18 protein-coding genes are annotated in these 20819 nt (G+C 71.9%); 6 read left to right on the forward strand and 12 right to left on the reverse strand.

What is annotated here, in order from left to right; all coding sequences use genetic code 11:
• Positions 1–75: 75 nt before the first annotated feature.
• The 4 genes from ACSSS0_RS13205 to ACSSS0_RS13220 form a co-directional block, all read right to left on the reverse strand.
• Entirely contained in the window at positions 76–987 is a 912-nt protein-coding gene (locus ACSSS0_RS13205) for an amino acid ABC transporter ATP-binding protein (protein ID WP_487228342.1), read from the reverse strand.
• Positions 987–1931: an amino acid ABC transporter permease gene (locus tag ACSSS0_RS13210; protein WP_487228343.1), complete on the reverse strand. Its 945-nt coding sequence runs from the start codon at positions 1929–1931 to the stop codon at positions 987–989. Before ACSSS0_RS13210 ends, ACSSS0_RS13205 begins: the two co-directional genes overlap by 1 nt.
• Before the next feature lie 8 nt (positions 1932–1939).
• The gene (locus ACSSS0_RS13215; protein ID WP_435987469.1) at positions 1940–2845 is read right to left on the reverse strand and encodes an ABC transporter substrate-binding protein; all 906 of its coding nucleotides are present in this window, start codon (positions 2843–2845) and stop codon (positions 1940–1942) included.
• 199 nt (positions 2846–3044) lie between these two features.
• Positions 3045–4061, reverse strand: a complete 1017-nt coding sequence (locus ACSSS0_RS13220) for a ScyD/ScyE family protein (RefSeq protein ID WP_487228344.1) — start codon at positions 4059–4061, stop codon at positions 3045–3047.
• Positions 4062–4478: 417 nt separating this feature from the next.
• Here ACSSS0_RS13220 and ACSSS0_RS13225 point away from each other — a divergent pair, with 417 nt between their 5' ends.
• Entirely contained in the window at positions 4479–6026 is a 1548-nt protein-coding gene (locus ACSSS0_RS13225; RefSeq protein ID WP_487228345.1) for a DEAD/DEAH box helicase, read from the forward strand.
• 150 nt (positions 6027–6176) lie between these two features.
• On the opposite strand, the gene paaI is transcribed toward ACSSS0_RS13225, so the two are convergent.
• A complete protein-coding gene (gene paaI, locus ACSSS0_RS13230; RefSeq protein ID WP_487228346.1) occupies positions 6177–6629 on the reverse strand; it encodes a hydroxyphenylacetyl-CoA thioesterase PaaI in 453 nt (150 codons plus the stop codon).
• Positions 6626–7846 carry a 3-hydroxyacyl-CoA dehydrogenase NAD-binding domain-containing protein gene (locus ACSSS0_RS13235; RefSeq protein ID WP_487228347.1) on the reverse strand — a complete coding sequence of 407 codons (1221 nt, stop codon included), beginning with the start codon at positions 7844–7846 and terminating at the stop codon, positions 6626–6628. Before ACSSS0_RS13235 ends, paaI begins: the two co-directional genes overlap by 4 nt.
• 104 nt (positions 7847–7950) lie before the next feature.
• Between ACSSS0_RS13235 and paaN the strand changes: the two genes are divergently transcribed.
• From paaN to ACSSS0_RS13250, 3 genes are all read left to right on the forward strand, one after another.
• Positions 7951–9675, forward strand: coding sequence for a phenylacetic acid degradation protein PaaN (gene paaN, locus ACSSS0_RS13240; RefSeq protein WP_487228348.1), 1725 nt, complete (start codon positions 7951–7953; stop codon positions 9673–9675).
• 43 nt (positions 9676–9718) lie between these two features.
• Positions 9719–11077 (forward strand): MFS transporter, encoded by a 1359-nt coding sequence (locus ACSSS0_RS13245; RefSeq protein WP_487228349.1) that lies wholly within the window; start codon positions 9719–9721, stop codon positions 11075–11077.
• A 158-nt stretch (positions 11078–11235) separates the two neighbouring features.
• Positions 11236–12192, forward strand: a complete 957-nt coding sequence (locus ACSSS0_RS13250; protein WP_487228131.1) for an IS481 family transposase — start codon at positions 11236–11238, stop codon at positions 12190–12192.
• Between the two features lie 13 nt (positions 12193–12205).
• On the opposite strand, the gene ACSSS0_RS13255 is transcribed toward ACSSS0_RS13250, so the two are convergent.
• Positions 12206–12859, reverse strand: coding sequence for a TetR/AcrR family transcriptional regulator (locus ACSSS0_RS13255; RefSeq protein WP_487228350.1), 654 nt, complete (start codon positions 12857–12859; stop codon positions 12206–12208).
• Between the two features lie 146 nt (positions 12860–13005).
• Here ACSSS0_RS13255 and ACSSS0_RS13260 point away from each other — a divergent pair, with 146 nt between their 5' ends.
• Positions 13006–13386, forward strand: a complete 381-nt coding sequence (locus tag ACSSS0_RS13260; protein WP_487228351.1) for a VOC family protein — start codon at positions 13006–13008, stop codon at positions 13384–13386.
• Between the two features lie 23 nt (positions 13387–13409).
• Here ACSSS0_RS13260 and ACSSS0_RS13265 read toward each other — a convergent pair whose 3' ends face one another.
• The 3 genes from ACSSS0_RS13265 to ACSSS0_RS13275 all read right to left on the reverse strand — a co-directional run bounded on the left by ACSSS0_RS13265 (position 13410) and on the right by ACSSS0_RS13275 (position 18409).
• On the reverse strand, positions 13410–13790 hold the full coding sequence (locus ACSSS0_RS13265; protein WP_487228352.1) for a DUF1304 domain-containing protein: 381 nt from the start codon (positions 13788–13790) through the stop codon (positions 13410–13412).
• A gap of 427 nt (positions 13791–14217) precedes the next feature.
• Positions 14218–17211, reverse strand: coding sequence for an AAA family ATPase (locus tag ACSSS0_RS13270; RefSeq protein WP_487228353.1), 2994 nt, complete (start codon positions 17209–17211; stop codon positions 14218–14220).
• A gap of 1 nt (position 17212) precedes the next feature.
• Complete coding sequence (locus ACSSS0_RS13275; protein ID WP_487228354.1) at positions 17213–18409, reverse strand: exonuclease SbcCD subunit D; 1197 nt, start codon at positions 18407–18409, stop codon at positions 17213–17215.
• A gap of 121 nt (positions 18410–18530) precedes the next feature.
• On the opposite strand from ACSSS0_RS13275, the gene ACSSS0_RS13280 reads away from it, so the two are divergent.
• A complete protein-coding gene (locus ACSSS0_RS13280) occupies positions 18531–19247 on the forward strand; it encodes a RibD family protein (protein WP_487228355.1) in 717 nt (238 codons plus the stop codon).
• 85 nt (positions 19248–19332) lie between these two features.
• Here the strand turns inward: ACSSS0_RS13280 and ACSSS0_RS13285 are convergent, their stop codons facing one another.
• Positions 19333–19764: a phage holin family protein gene (locus tag ACSSS0_RS13285; RefSeq protein ID WP_487228356.1), complete on the reverse strand. Its 432-nt coding sequence runs from the start codon at positions 19762–19764 to the stop codon at positions 19333–19335.
• On the reverse strand, positions 19715–20803 hold the full coding sequence (locus ACSSS0_RS13290) for a 6-phosphofructokinase (protein ID WP_056774416.1): 1089 nt from the start codon (positions 20801–20803) through the stop codon (positions 19715–19717). The genes ACSSS0_RS13285 and ACSSS0_RS13290 overlap by 50 nt, the downstream gene beginning before the upstream one ends.
• Between the last annotated feature and the right edge of the window lie 16 nt (positions 20804–20819).

The following is a 20819-nucleotide window of genomic DNA, read 5'->3' on the forward strand; positions in this document are numbered from 1 at the left end:
GGACGAGAGGCCACGTCGTGTCGCACGACGTGGCCTCTCGAAGGGCGGAGGCGACCGGAAGTGGCCTCTCGAGGGTCAGGCGTCCGGGGGCGTCGCGCCCGCCGAGGCGGAGTCGGAGCCCTGGGCAGCGGCCGCGGCCGCGTCGTCGTCGGCACGTGCCTCGTCGCGCTCCGTGCGCATGCGCTTGAGGAACGACCGCGTCCGCTCGTGCTGGGGGTTGCCGATGACGTCCTTCGGCTTGCCCTCCTCGACGACGACCCCGCCGTCCATGAAGACGACGTGGTCGGCGACGTCGCGCGCAAAACCCATCTCGTGCGTCACGACGATCATCGTCATGCCCTGGTCGGCGAGGTCGCGCATGACGCGGAGCACCTCACCGACGAGCTCGGGGTCGAGGGCCGACGTCGGCTCGTCGAAGAGCATGAGCTTCGGCTCCATGGCGAGCGCCCGGGCGATGGCGACGCGCTGCTGCTGGCCACCCGAGAGCTGGGCCGGGTAGGCGCTCGGCTTGTCACCGAGCCCGACCTGCTCGAGCAGCTCGAGAGCCCGCGCCTTCGCCTGCTTCTTGCCCGTCCCCCGCACCTGGACTGGTGCCTCCATGACGTTCTCGAGGGCCGTCATGTGCGGGAAGAGGTTGAAGCGCTGGAAGACCATGCCGATCTCGCGGCGCTGCGCGGCGACCTGCTTGTCGGTGAGGTGGTGCAGCTGCCCGCCGTCGTCGCGGAAGCCGACGAGGTCGCCGTCGACCCAGATGCGGCCGCCGTCGATCTCCTCGAGCTGGTTGATGCAGCGCAGGAACGTCGTCTTGCCCGAGCCCGACGGCCCGAGGAGGCAGACCACCTCGCCGCGATGCACGTCGAGGTCGATGCCCTTGAGCACCTCGTTGCCGTGGAAGCTCTTGAGGACGTTGAGGGCCCGGACGAGCGGCTGGTCCTCGCCGGTGCGCGAGCGTGCGTCGGGCCCCGACGTGGTGGTGGTGTCTGACATCAGGCGCCTCCCGCCCCGGCCGGTCGCGCGAAGCGCTTGTTGGGTGCACCCGTGCCGAAACCTCGGCCGAAGCGCTTCTCGAGGAAGTACTGCCCGACCATGAGGAGCGACCCGACGATGAGGTACCACGCGGTCACGGCGACGAACGCCGGCATGATGAGCAGCGTCCGGTTGCCGATCGCGCTCGTCTGGTAGTAGAGCTCGGTGATGACGGGGATCGCCGAGAGCAGCGAGGTGTCCTTCACCATGGCGATGGTCTCGTTGCCCGTCGGCGGCACGATGACGCGCATCGCCTGGGGCAGCACGATCCGGCGCATGGCCTGGCCGCGGTTCATGCCGAGTGCGGCAGCCGCCTCGGCCTGGCCGCGGTCGACCGACAGGATGCCGGCACGGGCGATCTCGGCCATGTAGGCGGCCTCGGAGAGGCCGAGGCCGATGATGCCGGCGAGCAGCGTGCTCGAGAACTGGTTGACGTTGAGGGTGAAGAAGGTGAAGTCGCTCGACAGCCCTATGAACGAGGCGAGCTGCTGGCCGAACGGCACCCCGAAGTCGAGCTTGTTGTAGAGGAAGCCGACACCGCTGCCGATCATCGCGAGGAGCACGAGGCGGGGGATGCCGCGGAAGAACCACGTGTAGACGAAGGAGACCCCGCGCAGGATGGGGTTCTCCGACAGGCGGAGCACGGCGATGATGATGCCGCCCACGATGCCGATGGCCATCGAGCCGATGGTGCCGACGATGGTGCCCTTCCAGAGCCCCTCGAGCACCGGCGTCTGCTGCATGATCTCCACCGCCTTGGCGAAGTTCCAGCGCGGGTTGGTCAGGAACGAGCTGACCATCATGCCGATGAGCAGGAGGATGACGGCCAGTGCGACCCATCGGCCGGGGTGGCGCACCGGCCGGGCGTCGATGACGCCCGGCCGTTCCGAGGTGGAGTCGGTCATCGGCGTGCTCAGGGGTTGACGGCGAAGGTGTCGACGGCGCCGGCCTCGACGGAGTACTGCTTGAGCGCCGCCTCGTAGCTGCCGTCGGCCTTGGCCGCCTTGAGCGCCTCGACGAGCAGGTTGGCGAAGTCGGTCTGGTCCTTCGGCACGACGTAGCCGTAGGGGGCCGAGTCGTAGATCTCGCCGAGGGCCTCGAGCGTGCCCGTCTGCTTCACGGCATACAGCCCGACCGGCGAGTCGGCGAGCATGGCGACCGTCTTGCCGCTCGCGACGTCGGCCGTGACCTGGTCCTGACCGGTCTGGATGACCTGGGTGATGCCCGGCTTGCCGGCGTCGGTGCACTTCTTGCTGCGGGCGGCGAGGTCCTCGGCCTGCACGGTGTCCTTCTGGGCGCCGATGCTCTTGCCGCAGGCGTCGTCGATGCTGACCTTCTCGGGGTTGCCCTTGGCGACGACCCACTGCGTGCCGGCGCTGTAGTAGCTCACCATGTTGACCTGCTTCTTGCGCTCAGGGTTGATGGTGAAGCTCGAGACGCCGACGTCGTACTTGCCGCTCGTGACGCCGAGGATGATCGTGCCGAACCCGGCCGGGACGTACTCGGTCTTGAGGCCAAGCTTGGCGGCGACGGCGTTGAACACCGAGATGTCGAAGCCCTCGACGGTCTTGCCGTCGGTGCCGAGCATCTCGTTGGGGGCGTAGGTCGGGTCGGTGCCGACGACGATCTTGCCCGCGGACTTGATCTTGGCGGGGACCTTGGCCGCGAGGGCCTGGTCGACGCCACCCCCGGCGGCCGACGTCCCGGCCGGGGTGCCGCCCGCGCCGGGCGTGGTGGACATCGAGTCCGACCCGCAGGCGGAGAGCGTGAGGCCGGCGGCGACGAAACCGGTGACGGCGATGAGGGACATGCGACGCATCAAGATGGTCCTTCCGGGGCGAACAGGTCGTTCTGGGCGATCAGGCGCGACGGGGCGCCGGCTGATTGGCCGATCCTTCCACCTTTCGGTGCGGGTGCCCACGGATGGTGCCGAACCGTTAGCGGGGACACAGGAACGCCCCGGGCGAGCCGGCCCGGGGCGCTCCCTGACGGCATACGTGCGTATGCCGTGTCGCGGGCTAGCGCTTGAAGCGGATGACGCTGCCCGGCGCGTTGATCTCCGGCCCGTTGGGCCCGAAGCTGATGTCGGCGAACTGACCCACGTAGAGGTAGCCGCCGTGGACCTCGACGGCGAGCGGCCGGTCGACGGTGACGGCGGTGGACCGCGTGCCGTGCGCGAACTTCGTGACCTTCGCCCCGAAGAGCTCGGTGGCGTAGAGGGTTCCGTCGGAGGCGACGGCGACGTTCGTCGCGCCGAGCAGCCCGCTCGCGACCGTGGTGCGCGCTCCGGTCGAGGCGTTGACCTTGAAGACCTTGCCGCGGGCGCCGAGGGCCGGGCTCTCGGGGCCGCCCGGCAGGATCGACACGTAGAGGGCGCCGTTCTGGTCGACCTCGACGTCGGTCGGCACGGGCTCGAAGGCGTACGTCACCCCGACGAGGCAGTCGAAGGCGCCGGCGGGTGCCCCGGCCTCACCCGCGATGGCGTCGACCATCGGCTGGGTCAGCGTCACCGGCTGTGGCGGGAGCACCGCGACCGTCGAGACGTGTCCCGTCCGGTCGACCTTGAGCACGGCGTTCATGCCGGCGTCGGCGACGTACCAGCCCGACGCGCTCCACGCGACGGAGTACGGGTGCGTGTCCGTGATGCCGGTGTAGGTGGCCGGGCCTCCGGTGAGCCCGCCGAGGATCTCCTCGGCGCACGGGTTGCCGTTGGCGACGATCCCGTACGTGACGGCCCCGTCCGGGTTGTGCACGGCCTCGTACTGGGCGAGGTCGGCCACGACATCCGGTCGGCCGCTCGCGTGGATGGTGAGGGCGGCCACGGAGTGGTCGTCGTTGCTCCACGCGTACGCGTATGCCGTGCCGTCGGGCGAGAAGTCGATGCCGGCCAGCCCGGGCGCCTCGGCGAGGGGCGCCGACGCGCCGGTGCGCGTCAGGGTCCCGGAGAACCCGTCGGCGACGTAGACCTTCTGCTGGTTCACCGCGAGGTTGAACGGTCCGAGCTGGAACTCGGAGAGGACCTTGTGCCAGTTCATGCTGTCGGCGGTCGCCCCCGGTGCTCCCGCCAGTCCGATCGCGGCCACCCCGCATGCGACCGCAGCCACGGCTTTCACGCGTAGCTTTCGTGCCATGTGTCAAACCCCCTACTCGATATCAAGGGGGGCCTGAGTCCCCGCGCCCGACCGCCCCCTGTGGCGTCCCTTGACGTCGTGCCCTCGACGGTAGGAGCGCAGGGCGCGTCTGTCCCCGGAATCGACCCGGTTAACGTCCTCGGCGTCCGCTCGGGTAGTCTTTGTCCCAGTGGCCCGCCCAGTTCTGCCTCGGGCCGCTTCTTCTTGGCCTGGCGGAGAATCGCCGGCCCCGTCGATTCGCTCTTGCGCCGCGACACCTCACAGCTGAGGCCCTTCGCGCCGGGCAGAACGACCGCTTCCACTTTTTTGGAGTACCCACCTGTGTCCACTGACACGAACTTCGCCGTTCTCGGCGTGCCCGCCGACCTCGTCACGATCCTCGACGGTCTCGGCATCACCACCCCGACCCCCATCCAGGCCGCGACGCTGCCCGACTCCCTGGCCGGGCGCGACGTCCTCGGCCGTGGCCGCACCGGCTCCGGCAAGACGTACGCCTTCCTGCTGCCGCTGCTGACGCGCCTCTCGCAGTCGCGTCGGAGCCGTCTGGCCCGCCGTCCGCGCGCGCTCGTCCTCGCCCCGACCCGCGAGCTCGTCACGCAGATCGACACCGCGATGGCCCCGCTCGCCAAGGCGCTCGGGCTCAACTCGCAGACGATCTTCGGCGGCGTCGGCCAGAACCCGCAGGTCCAGGGCCTCCGCAACGGCGTCGACGTCATCGTCGCCTGCCCCGGTCGCCTCGAGGACCTCATGCAGCAGGGCCACGTCAACCTCGACAGCATCGAGGTCACGATCCTCGACGAGGCCGACCACATGGCCGACCTCGGCTTCCTGCCGGGCGTGCGCCGGATCATGGAGAAGACGCCCCGCAACGGCCAGCGTCTCCTCTTCTCGGCGACGCTCGACGGTGCGATCAACGTGCTCGTCAACAAGTTCCTCCACCAGCCCGTGACGCACGAGGCCGACTCCGCGCAGTCGCCCGTCTCGACGATGAGCCACCACGTGCTCCACGTCGACAACGGCTCGCACCTGCCGGTCATCCTCGACCTCACCGCGGCCCCCGGCCGCAAGGTCGTCTTCACGCGCACCAAGCACCGGGCCAAGAAGCTCGCCAAGCAGCTCAACGCCTCGGGAGTTCCGGCCGTCGAGCTGCACGGCAACCTCAGCCAGGGTGCCCGCACGCGCAACATGGACGACTTCCATTCGGGCCGGGCGCAGACGCTCGTCGCGACCGACATCGCCGCTCGCGGCATCCACGTCGACGACGTCGCGCTCGTCATCCACGCCGACCCGCCCGTCGAGCACAAGGCCTACCTCCACCGCTCGGGCCGCACGGCCCGCGCCGGCAACGACGGCATCGTCGTGACGATGATGCTCGACGAGCAGGTGCGTGACGTGCGCGACCTGACCCGCAAGGCCGGCATCAAGCCGACCACGACGCGTGTCCAGCTCGGCCACCCGCTCCTGACCGAGCTCGCCCCCGGCGACCGGTCGTATGCCGGCGGCCTCGTCCGCGAGGACGCCCCGGCCCGTTCGGGCTCAGGCTCGGGCTCGAACTCGGCGTCCGGCGGCTCCGGCCGCGGCCGTGGTCGTGCGCGTGGCCAGGGCGGCGCCACCATCACCGGTGGTGGCCGTGGCGCAGGCCGCGCGGCCGGCGAGAGCGGTCGTGGGCCCGGTGCCGGTGGCCGCGGCTCGGGCCGTGGTCGCTCCGGTCAGGGCGGCGAGGGCCAGACCGGCGGTCGCCGGTCGGCCGGCGGCGCAGGCGGCTCCGGCCGTCGTGGCGGCTCGTCGACGGTCTACACGAGCAGCAGCAGCGGCAGCGCCGCGGCGTTCTCCGCCGGCACCCGTGCCGGTGGCCGCCGCTCCCGCTGACCCACCACCCTCTTTTCAACCGTCGAGAGGCCACAAACCGGGCTCAATTTCCCCGGATCGTGGCCTCTCGCGGTCAGGGACGCCCGGTTTGTGGCCTCTCGACGTGTGGCGGGGCTCGGTTTGTGGCCTCTCGACGGTGGATGGTCAGGGTCAGGGGCGCTTGAGGCTGCGGCTCCGGCCGCGGAACTCGGCGATGATCTGACCGTCCGACTCCCGTCTGACCGTCACGTCCGTGATGCCGCTGCGCCCGAACGCCGAGCGCACGTGGCCCTCGGCGACGAGCACGTCACCGAGCCGGCCCGGCGCGGTGAAGGAGATGTCGGCCCCGGCCGCCACCGTGAGGCGCCCCCGCGAGTTGCAGGCGAGCGCGAAGCACGAGTCGGCCAGGGTGAAGATGTAGCCGCCGTGGCAGATGGCGTGACCGTTGACCATGTCGTCGCGGATCGCCATCCGCACGACGGCGTGGTCCTGCTCGACGACGGCGGCCTCCATGCCGAGGCGCCGCGAGGCCACGTCGTCGTCCCACATCTGACGGGCGAACACGACCCCGGCCTCGACGTCGTGGCCGTCCCCGCCGCCGGCGGGCAGCTGGGTCTCGCTCACGAGACGCTCCCGTCGGTCAGGGCCGGGCTCGGCCGGTAGCGACCGCCCGGGAAGGCCTCGTCGAGCTCGGCCACCTGCCGGGCGACGACGTCGAAGCCGATCTCGCGCCCCCAGGCGATGGGGCCCTTCGGGTAGCGGGTGCCGAGCTGCATCGCCGTGTCGACGTCGTCGGCGCCCGCCTCGCCGCGCGCGACGAGGTCGACGGCCTCGTTGACGAGCATCGCGAGGGTGCGAGCGAGAGGGTCGGTCGCGATCGGTCCGCCGACGAGGCGCTCGGCGAGCTCGACGTCCGGCTCGGCGCCGGTGACCGAGCCGTCGGCGGCATACGCGTACACCCCCGAGCCCGTCTTGCGGCCGAGCCGGCCCGCCTCGACGAGACCCTGCTGGAAGGCCGTCGGCGCGTAGCGCTCGTCGCGCCCGGTCTGCTCCCACACCGACGTGCCGACGGCGAGGTTGACGTCCTGCCCGATGAAGTCGGTGAGCTCGAGCGGCCCCATCGGGAAGCCGCCCTTCTCGCGGAGCACCCAGTCGACCGTGGCCGGATCGGCGACGCCGCTCTCGACGATGCGCTGCGCCTCGCCGTAGAAGGGGCGCGCGACGCGGTTGACGATGAAGCCCGGGGTCGAGCGACACCGCACCGGCGTCTTGCCCCACGCGTCCATGAGCGCGACGGCGTGCTCGACGAACGCCCGGGCGGTGCGCTTGCCGTGCACGACCTCGACGAGGCGCATGACGGGCGGCGGGTTGAAGAAGTGCAGGCCGAGCACGCGCTCGGGGTCGGGCACCTCGGCGGCGATGTCGTCGATGTCGATGCTCGACGTGTTCGTCGCGAGCACCGTCGTCGACGGCTGGTGGTCGGCGAGGTCGGCGAAGATCCGACGCTTGAGGTCGAGGTCCTCGGGGACGGCCTCGATGACGAGCCCGCACTCGGGCAGCTCCTCGATCGAGGCGGCCGGCGTGATGCGCGCCAGCACCGCCGACGCGTCGTCGGCGGACAGGCGGCCCTTGTCGACGTGCCGCGTGAGGGCCGCACCGATCTTCTCGACCGCCGCGGCCGCGGCGCCCGGCACGGCGTCGACGAGGGTCACGGCGTGGCCCGCGGTCGCCGCGACCTGGGCGATGCCGGCACCCATGGCTCCCGCCCCGATGACCCCGACCGGTCCGAAGGCGGACTCGTGGGTGTGCGCTGCGCCGGCCTCGGTGGTGTCCGTGTCCATGCCCGCCATCCTGCCGCGTGGCCCGCCCCGGGTGCGCGGCGGGCGGTCGCGGGCTGCGCGCGACGGCATACGGCCGCGGTGTGGGCCGGGGCTAGCATCGACCCGTGACTGCACCGGCAACGACGCCCACCCACCCCCTCCTCGACGCGCACGCGGGAGTCCTCGACGAGATCCGTCAGGCCCTGACGAGCCGCAGCTGGTACTCCCGCTACCCCGAGTCGCCCAGCCCCCGCGTCTACGGCGAGACCGCCGCGGCCGACGGGCTCGCCGCGCACGAGGCCCACCTGGGCGGGGCGTATGCCGCCCTGTCGGGCCAGCCGACCGACGGGACGTTCGTGGGGAGCGAGGTGTCGCCCTACGGGCCGACCCTCGGGGTCACCTACCCGGCGCTCGACGTCGAGGCCGGGCTCACCGCCGCGCGCGCGGCGATGCCGGCGTGGCGCGACGCAGGACCGCAGGTGCGGGCCGCGGTGTGCGTCGAGATCGTCGACCGCATCAACAGGCGCAGCTTCGAGATCGCCAACGCCGTCATGCACACGTCCGGTCAGCCGTTCGTCATGTCCTTCCAGGCCGGGGGACCGCACGCGCAGGACCGCGCCGTCGAGGCCGTCGCTGCCGGGCTCGTCGAGCAGGAGCGTGTGCCCGCGTCCGTCGTCTGGGAGAAGCCGGACCGCGACCGCGAGGGCAAGCCCGCGCCGACGCGGATGCAGAAGGACTACCGCCTCGTGCCGCGCGGGGTCGCGCTCGTCATCGGCTGCAACACCTTCCCGACCTGGAACGCCTACCCCGGCATCTTCGCCTCGCTCGTCACCGGCAACCCGGTCGTCGTCAAGCCGCACCCGCGCGCCGTGCTGCCGCTCGCGATCTCCGTCGAGGTCGCGCGCGAGGTCCTGGCCGAGGCGGGCTTCGACCCCGCCCTCGTCCAGCTCGCGCCCGAGGCGGACGGGCAGGGGCTCGCCAAGACGCTGGCCGAGCGCGACGAGGTCGCGATCATCGACTACACCGGCGGCCCGACGTTCGGCGCGTGGCTCGAGGAGTCCGGGGCCGCGCACGGCAAGCTCGTCTACACCGAGAAGGCCGGTCTCAACTCGATCGTCGTCGACTCCACCGACGACCTGCGCGGGATGCTCGGCAACCTCGCCTTCAGCCTCACCCTCTACTCCGGCCAGATGTGCACGGCGCCGCAGAACCTCTACGTGCCCGAGGCCGGCGTCGAGACGGACGAGGGCCACCTGTCGTTCGACGAGTTCGGTGACCGTCTCGCCGCGGCCGTCGCTCGCCTCACCGGTGACGACGCCAAGGCCGTCGAGCTGCTCGGCGCGACGGTCAACGACCAGGTCCGCGCCAACGCGGACTCCCTCGCCTCGATCGCCGAGGACGCCGACGGCCGGGTCGTGCTCGACTCCCGCCGTGTCACGCACCCGACGTGGGGCGACGCCGTCGTGCGCGCCCCGGGGCTCGTCGCCGTCGACGTCGCCCGCGAGGACGTCTACACGCAGGAGTGCTTCGGTCCCGTCGGCTTCCTCATCCGGACGGCCTCGACGGAGCAGTCGCTCGCGCAGCTCGCCGACACCGTGCGCGAGCACGGGGCCATGACCGCCGCCGTCTACTCGACGAGCGACGCCGTGCTCGACGCGGCGCGCGACGCGGCTGCCGAGGGCGGGGTCGCCCTGTCCGAGAACCTGACCGGGCAGATCTTCGTCAACCAGACGGCGGCCTTCTCCGACTTCCACGGCACCGGCGCCAACCCCGCCGCGAACGCCGCCTACACCGACGCCGCCTTCGTCGCGAACCGCTTCCGCGTCATCACGTCGCGCCGTCACGTCTGAGCGGCCGGTGGTCCTCGCTCCAGCTCAGCTCAACCGGGCGACCTTGCAGCGCAAGGTGGTCCGGACCCTCGTCGGGTCCCAGATCCTCAGTGGTGTCGGCATGGCCTGCGGCATCGCCGTGGGCGCCCTCCTTGCCGAGGACCTCAGCGGCACCGAGGCGCTCGCCGGCGTCGGCACGACCGCCCAGGTGCTCGGCACGGCACTGCTGACGATCCCCGTCGCCCGCGCGACGGCCGCCCGCGGCCGCCGCGTCGGGCTCCGGTGGGGCCTGGCCGTGGCGTTCGTCGGTGCGGCTGTGGTGCTCGTGGCCGCCGTCGTCCGGTCGTTCCCGCTCTTCGTCGTCGGCATGTTCCTCTTCGGCGGCGGCACGACCGCCAACAACCAGACGAGGTATGCCGCGGCCGACCTCGCCGACCCGACGCATCGCGGACGCGACCTGTCGACCGTCGTGTGGGCCACGACGATCGGGTCCGTCGTCGGTCCCAACCTCGTCGGCCCGGGCAAGGCCCTCGCGCACACCCTCGGTCTGCCCGAGCTGGCGGGGACGTTCCTCTTCTCGCTCGTCGGCTTCGTGCTGGCGTGGCTCGTCGTCGACCGGCTGCTGCGCCCCGACCCGCTGCTCACAGCCCGCGCCCTCGACGCCGCCGACCGCGAGGAGGGCCGGCGCGCCGCAGCGTCCGCAGCGTCCGCAGCGTCCGCAGCGTCCGCCGCGTCCGCCGCGTCCGATGCTGCAGGCGCGGTTCAGCCTGCCGACGTCGTGGCCGACCCGGCATCCGGCGGGGTCGCCGACGTGCCCAACCACGACGGCTCGATGCGTCGCGGCTTCGCGGTGGTGCGCTCGAACCCCCGTGCCCTCCAGGCGATGCTCGTCATGGCCCTCGGCCACCTCGTGATGGTCAGCGTCATGGTCATGACGCCGATCCACATGAAGCACGGTCATGCCGAGCTCGAGGTCATCGGCTTCGTCATCTCGGTGCACATCCTCGGGATGTTCGCCCTGTCGCCGCTCGTGGGTGCCGCGGTCGACCGGTGGGGAGCGCCGCCCGTCGCCATGGCCGGCGGGGTCGTTCTGTCGCTCGCATCGCTGCTCGCGTCGCGCTCGCAGGCCGGCTGGTCGGGTCTGCTGCTCGTGGCCCTCTTCCTGCTCGGGGTCGGGTGGTCGTGCACGCTCGTGTCGGGCTCGACCCTGCTCACGTCGGTCGTGACGACCGACGAGCGTCCCGCGACCCAGGGGCTGGCCGACGTGCTCATGGGCCTCGCCGGTGCCGGGGGAGGCGTGGCGGCGGGCGTCGTCGTCGGGTCGCTCGGCTACTCGGTGCTCGCGGCGGGATCGGCCGCGGTGGGCGTCGTCATCCTCGTCGTCGGAGCTGCACGCGTGAAGCGCGGTTCCGCCGTCGCGTGAGCGTCGTCCCGTGAGCGTCGTCCCTGGAAGGTCGCGGGTCGCGCGGCCGCCTAGGTGTACCCGGCCATGACGTTGGTAGCAGCGAGCCTGCTTGAACGAACGAGAACCTCCGAATGGGATGTGGCTTGTCTAAGGCCCACTCCAACCCGGAGGTTCTCGTGTCCCACGGTAGTGCCCGGCTGACCGTCCATGGTCGGCGCCTGATCGTCCAACGCCACCAGGCCGGCTGGCCCCAGGCCCACATCGCGGCCGCGATGGGCATCTCGCGCAAGTGTGTGAAGACGTGGATCGATCGGTACGCCGCTGAAGGCGAAGCCGGTCTGATCACGCGCTCGTCACGGCCTCACCACATGCCCACCAGGACCAGCGAGGAGCTCGAGCAGAAGGTCTTGGCTGCCCGCGCCACGCATCGGGACGGCCCGGACGTGATCGCCCCGAAGGTCGGGGTGCCGGCCCGGACGGTGTCAAGGATCCTGCGCCGACACCGGGTGCCCTACCTGCGCGACTGTGACCCGATCACGGGTGAGGTGATCCGGTCTTCGAAGCAGACCGCCGTGCGCTACGAACGCGAACGGCCCGGTGAGTTGGTGCACATGGACGTCAAGAAGATCGGCCGCATCCCTGACGGCGGTGGCTGGCGCGTGCACGGTCGCGGCATCGCCCGTGACCGGGTCAACGGCCCGGGCTACGACTACGTCCACTCGCTCGTCGATGACTATTCCCGCCTGGCATACAGCGAGGTCCTGCCCGACGAGAAGGGCGTGACCTGCGCGCAGTTCCTGCAACGCGCGATCGCTGCCTTCGCTGATCACGGCATCCCCCGGATCGAGCGGCTGATGACCGACAACGCGTGGGCCTACCGGTACTCGCTACGAGCCGTGTGTGCCGAGCACGGCATCACCCAGAAGTTCATCAAGCCGCATTGCCCGTGGCAGAACGGCAAGGTCGAAAGACTCAACCGCACCCTGGCCACCGAGTGGGCCTACCGCACGGCCTACGCCAGCAACGCCGAACGCGTCGCCGCTCTTGCGCCATGGCTCGAGCACTACAACACTGAACGCCGCCACAGCGCCCTACGAGGTCACCCTCCAGTCAGCCGACTGCAACCAACCTGATGGCCGGGTACACCTAGGGCTGGGCGGCGTCTGCGCCACCGCGAGGATCCCGGGGCGCGAGGACGCCGGGCTGGTCCGCCCTGACGCCGAGGACCGTCTCGATGAGGGTCGGCACGTCGCCGGGCAGGAAGGGCGCGTCCGTCATGACGCGGCAGTAGACGATGGCGCCGGCCAGGGCGATCGCGGCCGTCTCTGGGTCGACCCTCGCCGGGAAGGTCCCGTCCGCCACGCCGTCGGCGATGGCCTGCACGAGGGCTAGCCGCCGCTTCGCCGCGTAGGCGTGGTGGAAGGCGCGGACGTCGCGGTCGTGCTCGGCTGCCTCGATCAGCGCCGGGGTGCACCCGGTGATCGCGGGGTCGGCGAAGGCACCGGACAGGTGGCGCAGCAGCTGGTCGACCCGGTCGAGCGCCGATGTCGGGACGAGGGTGGCGTTGCCGGGCGGCTGGACGTTCAGGGTCTCCAGTGCGTCTGCGACGAGCGCCAGCTTGCCGGGCCAGTGACGGTAGATGGTGCTCTTGGCCACCCCGCTGCGCCTGGCGACCGACTCGATCGTGAAGGCGCCGTAGCCCCGCGAGGCGAGCTCGGCCAGCGCCTCCAGCTTGACCACCTCGTGGGTGCGCTCGACGCGAGGGTCCGGCCGTCGCTCCGGGCGTTCGGTGCTGCTCACTGTCGGGGGTTCCTGTGCGGGTTGGGGTGGCCGTCTCTTCAATCGTACGCTGTCGGTTCGGTGTGAAACGCATCCGTTGCATAGATGACGCAGTCGGCGTAACGTCGTCGAGGTCAGGACATCGACGAGAGACGGAGGCACGAGCCATGGCCGTCGGAGTGCGCTACATCGTCGACGACGTCGCGACCGCCGTGGGGTTCTACACCCAGCACCTCGGCTTCGACGTCGAGATGGGCCCGCTCCCGGGCTTCGCGATCCTGGTGCGGGGCGACCTGCGCCTGCTGCTCAACCAGCCCGGCGCGGGCGGTGCCGGGCACGCGGGAGAGCGGGACGGACGATCTCCCGCCCCGGGCGGATGGAGCCGGTTCCAGCTCGTGACCGACGATCTCGACGCTGAGGTCGAGCGGCTGCGTGGAGCGGGCGCGGCGTTCCGGGGCGTCATGGCCGAGGGGGCCGGGGGCCGCCAGATCCTCGTGGAGGACCCGTCGGGCAACCCGGTCGAGCTGTTCGAGCCGGCGAGCGGCTGAGCGCAGGTGAGCCTCGGGCGCCCTCAGGTGAGCAGTGTCAGGACGAGGCCGACGAGGGGCAGGGTGCCCTGCGTGAGCGCTGCTCGCACGTAGCTCCGGCCCGTCGTGACGAGGACGGCCGCGGCAGCGACCATCGAGCCGGTGGCGAACAGGACGAGGGTGCGCCCGGCCGTGTCGTGGCCGGTCCACCAGAGCACGAGGCCGAGGGCCGCGCCGAGCCCGAGGAAGAGGTTGTAGAAACCCTGGTTGTACGCCATCGGCCGGGTCACGTCGGCCGCCGCCTGGTCGGCGACGCCGAAGCGCTTCCACACCTCCGGACGGGTCCAGCCGACGCTCTCCATCCAGAAGATGAAGACGTGCAGCAGTGCGGCCAGCCCGACGAACACGCTCGCGGCGATCCTCATGCTCGGATCGTAGGCCCCGCCCCGTCGAGTGGCCCCGTGACCCCACCACCCGCTGCCACCACCCCGTCGAGTGGCCCTGTGACCCCACCACCCGCTGCCACCACCCCGTCGAGTGGCCCCGTGACCCCACCAGCCCCTGCCACCACCCCGTCGAGTGGCCCCGTCTCCCCACCGACCCCGTCCCATCCCCTTGTCGTGTGACGACGGGGCGCGGGGCCACTCGACAAGGGGATTGGGGCGGGCGTGTGTGACGACGGGGCCACTCGACGAGGGGATTGGGGCGGGCGTGTGCGACGACGGGGCCACTCGATGAGGGGATTGGGGCGGTCGTGCGTTTCTGCGGGGCCACTCGACGGGGGATGGGGCGGGCGTGTGTGACGGCGGGGCCACTCGACGCGGGGGATGGGGCCGGGCGTTGGAGTCGTGGTCAGGCGGTGATGCGCAGGGTGCTCGTGCGGTCGGGCTTGACGAGCACCTCGATGCGGTCGGCGACGCGCGACTTCAGCTCGGTGACGTGGCTGACGATCCCGACGGTGCGCCCGCCCTCGCGCAGCCCCTCCAGGGTGTGCATGACGTCGTCGAGCACGTCGGGGTCGAGGGTGCCGAATCCCTCGTCGACGAAGAGCGTCCCGAGGTCGACGCCGCCGGACTCGGCGCGCACGACCTCGGCCAGGGCGAGGGCGAGCGACAGGGAGACGTAGAAGGTCTCGCCGCCGGAGAGCGTGCCGACCTCGCGGACCTGGTTGGTGTGCATGTCGTGGACGCGCACCCCGAGGCCCGACTTGGCGTTGCCCTTCTTGGCGTCGGTGTGCTCGAGCGTGTAGCGCCCGCCGGAGAAGCGGCCGAGCTCGGTGTTGGCGGCCGACAGCACCTCGGTGAAGCGGCGGATGAGGACGTACTTCGCGAGGTCGAGGTTGAGCTGGTTGTCGCCGTTGCCCGCGACGAGCTGCCCGACCCGCACGGCGTCGGCGGTCTCGGCGATGACGGCGGCGTTGCGGGTCATGGCCTCGCGGATGTCGGTGACCCGTCGCTTCGTGCGCGTCACCTGGTCGCGGAGGCTGCCGTGCTCGTTGCTCGCGACCTCCATGTCCTTCTTGGCAGCGGCGGCGAGGGCCTCGAGCTGTTCGATGTCGTCGAAGAGGGCGTCGAGCTGGACGTCGGCGAGCTCGGGCCCGGTGAGCCCTGCGCGCACCTGGGTGCAGGCCCGCTCGAACTCCGCGATCTCCTGGGTCCTGGCGTTGATCCACTCGGCTCCGCGGTCGGCCGCCATCCACTCGGCGACGTCGGCGAAGCCGAACTGCGCGAGGTCGGCGTCGCGGGCCGCGGTGTCCTCGGCGACGGACGAGGCAGCGACGTCACGCTGGCCCAGGGCGTCGACGAGGGCGTCGATGCGGGAGGCTCCGGCGACGAGGGCGTCGCGTCGCGCCGTGACGCTGGGGTGGCCGTCGCGGGCCTGCTCGACGACGGCGGTCTCCTCGGCGATGCGGCCGTCGAGGTCGACGACGGACTGCTCGCCGCGCGCGAGGTCGGCGCCGAGGCGGCTCGCCTCGGCGGAGAGCGTGTCGACGCGGTCGCGCAGCTCGGTCACGCGCGCCGCCCCCGCCACGACGTCGGCGCGGGCCTGGACCGACGCCGCGAGCTCGCGCGCGGCGGCCTCGGCCTGCGCACGGGCTGCGGCCACGTCGAGCCCCTCGCACCGGGCCGCGAGCTCGCGCACCTCGGACCGGAGGGCCCCGAGGGCCTCCGTGGCGGTGGTGGCCTGCTCGCGGAGCCGGACGACGCGGGACTCCTCGGCGTCGATCTGCTCGGGCGTGACCGCGTCGAGCGTCGGGTGGGCAGGGGAGGGATGCTCGACGGAGCCGCACACCGGGCACGGGTCGCCGTCGACGAGCGACAGCCCGAGCTCGCCGGCGATGCCGTCGATGCGCGCCCGGCGCAGCCCCGCGAGCGACGTCTCGGCCGACGCCAGGGTGCCCAACGCCTCGGTCGCGGCCGACTCGGCACGCGGCACGCGCGCGAGGGCGGACGCGTGCTCGACTGCAGCCTCGAGCCGGACCTTCGCCCGCTCGCCCTCGGTCGCACGGCCGTCGAGCAGCGCCGCCAGTCGGCGCGCCTCGGTGAGTGCCGCCTCGTGCGTGGCGATCGTGCGGGGCAGCGCCTCGAGCTCGGTCGTCACGGACTCCACCGACCGGCGTGTGCCGTCGAGCTGCTCGCGCAGCCGCGACAGCTCCGCGACGCGTCCGGCGAGCGCGCCCTCGAGGGCGATGGCCCCGGTCAGGGAGCCGACGACCTCACGGGCCTGGGCCGCGGCCTCGCGCAGGGCGGCAGGTCCGCGGTCGCGCAGCGCCGGTTCGACGCGGGCGCGGGCCTGCGTCAGGGCGGCCTCGGCACGCTTGAGGGTCGCCTCGGACTGGGCCAGCGTGCGCACGGCGCCGGCGACGGGACGGGCCTGGCGAGCCCGGGCCACCTCCTCGCCGAGCTGCTGGAAGGTCACCGCCTGCCTGCCGAGGTCGTGCTCCTGCTGCTGGAGCTGGATCAGCCGCTCGCGGCGCTGCATGCGCAACCGGGCGTCGCTGACCATGTCGGCCATCTGCTTGTGGGTCTCGATGGCCTCGCGGCTCGCCTTGCCCGCGTGGCGCTCGCGCGTCGTCAGCTCGTCGACGACCTGGGCCAGCTCGGCGTCGAGGGCCTCGGGCGTCGTCCGGCTCAGGGCCTCGAGCGCGTCGCGCCGCTCGGTCTCGAGACCGGCCGACACGGCGAGCGCGTGCACGGCGAGGCGGATCTCGTCGACCGCGGACTGGCGCCGCGCCTGCGCAGCTCGCCCGGCCTCGACGATCTCGTCCTGGACCCGCCGAAAGAAGGCCGTGCCGAAGACCTTCTCGAGGAGCTTGCCCTTGTCCTCGGACCGGGCCCGCAGGAAGGTCGCGAACTCGCCCTGGGGCAGGATCACGGTCTGCACGAACTGGTCGCGCGTGAGCCCGACGGCGCGGGTGATCTCGTCGTCGCAGTCGCCGATGTTGGTCGAGAGCAGCTCGCCACCCTCGAGGTCGTCCGGCGTCTGGAGGCGCCACAGCTTGATCGTCGGCTGCTGCACCGTCGTGCCGTCGCCGCGCGACTTGGGCCGCTCGAAGCGCGGCGTGCGCTGCACGCGGTAGAGCCCCGACTGGGTCTCGAAGACGAGCACGACGACGGGCACGGTGCGCGGGTCGGCGTGGTGGGAGTGGATTCGCTCGACGTCGGCCGAGGCCTGGGCGACCTTGCCGTAGAGCGCGAAGGTGATGGCGTCGATGATCGTCGACTTGCCCGAGCCGGTGGGCCCCTCGAGCAGGAAGAGCCCGGCGCGCCCGACGGTGGTGAAGTCGATGACCTCGGTGCCGGCATACGGCCCGATGGCCGTCATGGACAGGTGGTGCAGCTGCACGTCACGCCACCTCCTGCGCCTCGGCCCGGTGCTGGGCCCTGACCGCGGCCTCGAAGCCGGCCTCGAAGACGTCGACCTCGCCGCCGCTCGCCTCGGTCTTGGTGACGTAGGCGATGAAGTCGGAGCCGAGCTCGCGCGGGTCGCGCTCGCTGACGACGGTCGTGCCGGCGCGGCCGCGGTCGATCGCCCCTTCGGGCTCGTGGAAGACCTGGAGGGCGTGCGGGAAGCGGGACTTGAGGCGGTCCATGAGCGAGTCGGGGCGCACCCGGTCCGTGACCGTGACCCGCACCCAGGCGTCCTCGGCGCCGGCGAAGGCGGGGGACTCGAGCAGCTCGTCGAGGCGGCCGCGCAGCGTCGCCATGGCGCGCGGCTGCACGATCTCCACCGGGGTCACGCGCGCGGGACCGGACGCGTCGAGGTCGACGAGGAGCACGACCTTCTGGTGGTCCTGCTCGGAGAAGGAGTAGCGCAGCGGCGAGCCGGAGTAGCGCACGACCGACCCCTCGGCGGACTCCGGCGCCTGCGGGCCGTGGAGGTGCCCGAGCGCGGCGTAGTCGAGGCCGCGGAAGACCGTGCCGGCCACCCGGTCGACGCCGCCGACCATGATCGAGCGCTCGGAGTCGCTCGGCTCGGCGCCCGCGACGAAGGCGTGCGCGAGGACCACCGAGCGCACGCCCGGCCTGTCGGCGAGGTCGGCTCGGATGCGGTCGCACGCCGCCCCGACGACGGCCTGGTGCGACCGCGGCAGCTGCTCACCGCCACCCGCCAGCGCCACCCGCGCATGGTCGGGGTCGAGGTAGGGGATGCCGTAGACCGCGGCCTGCACGCCGTCGCTGCCCTCGAGCCGGACCGGCAGGTCGAGCTGGCCGAGGTCGGTGACCATGCGGATGCTGTCGCGGAAGAGGCCCGCGCCGTAGCCGAGGCGGATCGCCGAGTCGTGGTTGCCGGACGTGACGACGACGGTCGTGACGGCCGACAGCCGGGACAGCGTCCACTCGAATAACTGCACCGACTCGACCGGCGGCACGCCGCGGTCGTAGACGTCGCCCGCGACGAGCACGGCGTCGACCGGGATGCCGTCGGGCGGGTCCTCGACGAGCTCGCAGATGCGCTCGAGCACGGCCGACTGCGCCTCGTGGAGGTTCACGCCGTGGAGCGTGCGCCCGAGGTGCCAGTCGGAGGTGTGGAGCAACCGCATGCCACGACGGTAGGTCCCCGCGCCGACACCCTCACAGCCGACACCCCGTGACCGCCTCGGCCGTCGGCGAACGGTCGTGCGAGCTCGCCGGGCCGTCGGCGCCGGCGCCTATCGTGCCCTCATGGAGCATCCCGTGCGTCCCCGCGTCGTCGTCTACAACCAGGTCAGCGTCGACGGGAAGGTCGTCGGCTTCGACACCCACCCCGACCGCTACTACCGCCTCGGCTTCCGCTGGCCCGTCGACGCGATCCTCATGGGCAGCACGACCGCCCTCGTCTTCGGGCCGACCGAGACCGAGGAGGACCAGCAGCGCACGCTCCCGCCGCCGAAGCGCCTTCCCGTCGTGCCCGGCTTCGAGTCGCTCGTCACCGAGCCCCGCCCGCTCCTCGTCGTCCCCGACAGCCGCGGGGTCGTGCGCGGCTGGATCCACGCGCTGGCCCAGCCGTGGTACCGCGACGTCGTCGTCCTCGTCACCCGCCACACGCCGCCCGACTACCTCCGCTACCTCGACCACCGCGGGATCGAGCACGTCGAGGCGACCGACCCCGCGACCGACCGGGTCGACCTCGCGGCAGCGCTCGAGCACCTCGCCTCGTCCCACGGCGTGCGCGCCGTCCGCACCGACGGTGGGGGCGCCCTGACGGGCGCGCTGCTCGCCGCCGACCTCGTCGACGAGATCGTCGTCCTGCTCGACCCGGTCGTCTCGAGCGACCCCGAGGGTCAGCGGCTCGTCGCGCTGCCCCACGTGGGCCCACCCGGCGGCATACGCCTGCGGCTGGATGACGTCGAGCGCTTCGACGACGGCACGCTCCTCCTGCGCTACGCGACCCACCGCTGACCGCACAGGTTCGGTCCGGAATGCCGTGAGCCCGCCCTCCACGTGGAGGGCGGGCTCACGGAACGCGCGCTGCGGGCGGTTGGGCTCAGTCGGTCTTGATGAAGCTGAGCAGCATCGACACGAAGGTGATGATGAGGCCGCCGAAGACGGCGTCCCAGAAGAAGTGCTCGACGTGGAACGGCAGGTCGAGCTTGCCGGCCAGCCACGACGTCAGCTCGAGCATCAGGGCGTTGACGATGAAGACGAAGAGCCCCAGCGTCAGGATGATGAGCGGGAGCGAGATCAGCTTGAGGATCGGCTTGATGAACGTGTTGAGGATGCCGAAGATCAGGGCCACGAGGACGACGGTCCAGATGACCTGACTCGTCGACCCGCCACCGAACGTGATGCCGGGGATGGCCCACGCGGCGATCCACAGGGCGACGGCGTTGATCACCGTCTGCAGCGCGAAGTTGAGGAGCATGCGCTCAGTGTTCCACGGGCGCAGGCGCATCGGCGGGAAGACCGGGGTGCTCATCGCCGGGGATCCGCGGCTGGAACATCGCGTTGAGTCGCAGCAGGTCCGGCTCGACCATCTTGAGCGAGCCGATGGCCTCGGCCACGGGCACGCGCTCGATGCGGCCCTTCTGCAGGGCGACCATCTGGCCCCACGCGCCGTCGAGGGCGGCTTCGACGGCAGCGACCCCGAAGCGGGTGCCGAGGACGCGGTCGAACGCGACGGGCGAGCCGCCGCGCTGGATGTGGCCGAGCGCGGTCATCCGGCTCTCGATGCCGGTGCGGCCCTGGATCTCACGGGCGAGGATCGAGCCGATGCCGCCGAGGATCTGGTGGCCGTACTTGTCGACCTCGGGTGCCGGGATGTCCATGGTGCCGGCCTTGGGCAGCGCGCCCTCGGCGACGACGACGATCGTCGCGAAGCGACCCTTCTTGTGCCGGTGGACGATTCGCTCGCACACCTCGTCGACGTCGAAGGGCTCCTCGGGCACGAGGGTGATCGCGGCGCCGCCGGCGAGACCGGACCAGATCGCGATGTGGCCGACGTGGCGGCCCATGACCTCGACGACGAGGACGCGGTGGTGGCTCTCGGCGGTCGTGTGCAGACGGTCGATGGCGTCGGTGCAGATCTGGACGGCGGTCTGGAAGCCGAACGTCATCTCCGTCAGCGAGATGTCGTTGTCGATCGTCTTGGGCACGCCGATAACGGGGAAACCGTTCTCGTGCAAGCGGTTGACGACACCCATCGAGCCCTCGCCGCCGATGCCGATGATCGCGTCGAGGCCGTGCCGGTCGTAGGCCTTGCGGACGCGCTTGAGGCCGTCCTCGTGGGCGAACGGCTGGTCGCGGCTCGTGCCGAGGATCGTGCCGCCGAGGGGCAGGATGCCGCGGCACCGGTCGACGTCGAGGATCTCGTAGTCGTTGTCCATGACCCCGCGCCACGCGTTGCGGAAGCCGATGACGGTGCTGTCGTACGTGACCTCGGCGGCGCGGGTCGCGCCCCGGATGACGGCGTTGAGGCCGGGACAGTCCCCGCCCCCGGTGAGGATGCCGATGCGCATGATCTGACTTTCGTGA

This window comes from Terrabacter sp. R4-6 (assembly GCF_057529065.1).

Excerpts from the sequence above, each read along its gene's own strand:
- ACSSS0_RS13260 (WP_487228351.1), top strand. The coding sequence starts at position 13,006 with ATGGCCGTCGGAGTGCGCTACATCGTCGACGACGTCGCGACCGCCGTG.
- ACSSS0_RS13285 (WP_487228356.1), bottom strand. The coding sequence starts at position 19,764 with ATGAGCACCCCGGTCTTCCCGCCGATGCGCCTGCGCCCGTGGAACACT.
- ACSSS0_RS13290 (WP_056774416.1), bottom strand. The coding sequence starts at position 20,803 with ATGCGCATCGGCATCCTCACCGGGGGCGGGGACTGTCCCGGCCTCAAC.
- ACSSS0_RS13280 (WP_487228355.1), top strand. The coding sequence starts at position 18,531 with ATGGAGCATCCCGTGCGTCCCCGCGTCGTCGTCTACAACCAGGTCAGC.
- ACSSS0_RS13235 (WP_487228347.1), bottom strand. The coding sequence starts at position 7,846 with ATGGACACGGACACCACCGAGGCCGGCGCAGCGCACACCCACGAGTCC.
- ACSSS0_RS13210 (WP_487228343.1), bottom strand. The coding sequence starts at position 1,931 with ATGACCGACTCCACCTCGGAACGGCCGGGCGTCATCGACGCCCGGCCG.
- ACSSS0_RS13265 (WP_487228352.1), bottom strand. The coding sequence starts at position 13,790 with ATGAGGATCGCCGCGAGCGTGTTCGTCGGGCTGGCCGCACTGCTGCAC.
- ACSSS0_RS13205 (WP_487228342.1), bottom strand. The coding sequence starts at position 987 with ATGTCAGACACCACCACCACGTCGGGGCCCGACGCACGCTCGCGCACC.
- ACSSS0_RS13215 (WP_435987469.1), bottom strand. The coding sequence starts at position 2,845 with ATGCGTCGCATGTCCCTCATCGCCGTCACCGGTTTCGTCGCCGCCGGC.
- ACSSS0_RS13220 (WP_487228344.1), bottom strand. The coding sequence starts at position 4,061 with ATGAACTGGCACAAGGTCCTCTCCGAGTTCCAGCTCGGACCGTTCAAC.
- ACSSS0_RS13275 (WP_487228354.1), bottom strand. The coding sequence starts at position 18,409 with ATGCGGTTGCTCCACACCTCCGACTGGCACCTCGGGCGCACGCTCCAC.